Origin of the sequence: Sphingobacterium sp. UBA7253 (assembly GCF_002472745.1) — a bacterium.
Lineage (GTDB): Bacteria > Bacteroidota > Bacteroidia > Sphingobacteriales > Sphingobacteriaceae > Sphingobacterium > Sphingobacterium siyangense.
Window position 1 is genome coordinate 1,435 of record NZ_DKSP01000041.1, and the last position, 1,176, is coordinate 2,610.

Annotated in this window: 1 protein-coding gene; it reads left to right on the forward strand. The window is 36.2% G+C overall.

Features of this window, described 5'->3' with window-relative positions; all coding sequences use genetic code 11:
* Positions 1–177: 177 nt before the first annotated feature.
* A partial coding sequence (locus B2X72_RS03840; protein ID WP_286848334.1) for a DUF5686 family protein occupies positions 178–1,176 on the forward strand: 999 nt, incomplete at its 3' end.

Here is a 1,176-nt window from a genome sequence, read left to right on the forward strand (position 1 = left end):
CTGTTTACACGGGAATGTAATTCAATTACTTTCCTTTATTACATTACAATAAAATTTTAATTATTCTTAATTTTTTGTTTCCTTTGTTCACTGATTTTTTGATTTTAATACCTATAAAGTCAAAAATAAAGTAGAAACAGGAAAACAATTTTGAATTTTCAAGATTATAGCAATATAATGAGAGCTAAAATAAACGCAACAACCTTCATAACTAAACTCTTTTTTTCGATAACGCTCGTGCTAACGGTGTCTATGGCTTTTGCCCAAAACAAAACCGTAACCGGCACCGTTAGAGATGCAAAGACCAAGAATCCTATACCCTATGCTACCGTAGCCGTTGTTGGCGCACCGGCTTCTGCTGGAACCACAACATCGACCAATGCAAATGGTGAATACAAACTTGTCTTTCCAACATCTTATGTAAAAATCAGAGCAAGTTACATTGGTTATGACAGCAAAGACGCTTTTGTTACGAATGATGCCACGCAAACAAAAGAAATTCTGATGGATCAACAGGACAACATGCTGGAAGAAGTTGTCGTCAAGGCCAAAAAGAAAAAATACAGCAACAAAGATAATCCTGCTGTCGCATTGATCCGAAAAGTCATCGAGAATAAGGAAAAAAACAGACTTTCAGGGCAACAATATGCTGAATTTGACCAATACGAGAAGATGTCTTTAGGATTAAGCAATCTATCGGAGAAATTTGTCAATAAAAAAATATTCAAAAACTATCAATTTCTTTTTGAAACGGACGACTCGGCTAAAACTGCCAACAAATATGTTTTGCCTGCTTTCATTGAAGAAAAAATGTCCAAGGTATATTACCGTAAAGATCCAAGCAAAACCAAACAGTATATCCTTGGTGACCAACGTGCACAATTTGATCCAAGATTTATTGACAACGATGGTCTGACAGCCTATTTCAATAAATTGTACGAACAAGTTGATATTTATGACAACAACATTTCATTGGTTACCAATCAGTTCTTAAGTCCGATTGCAAACTCCGCACCTACTTTTTATAAGTTTTTTATTACGGATACGATTAAGACTGTACAACCTTGGTTGGTCGAATTAAGCTTCTTTCCACGCAACAAGGCGGACATGTTATTCAAAGGTCAACTGTACGTTACCTTGGACGGCAATTATGCCGTGCAGGGCGCCAATATGACT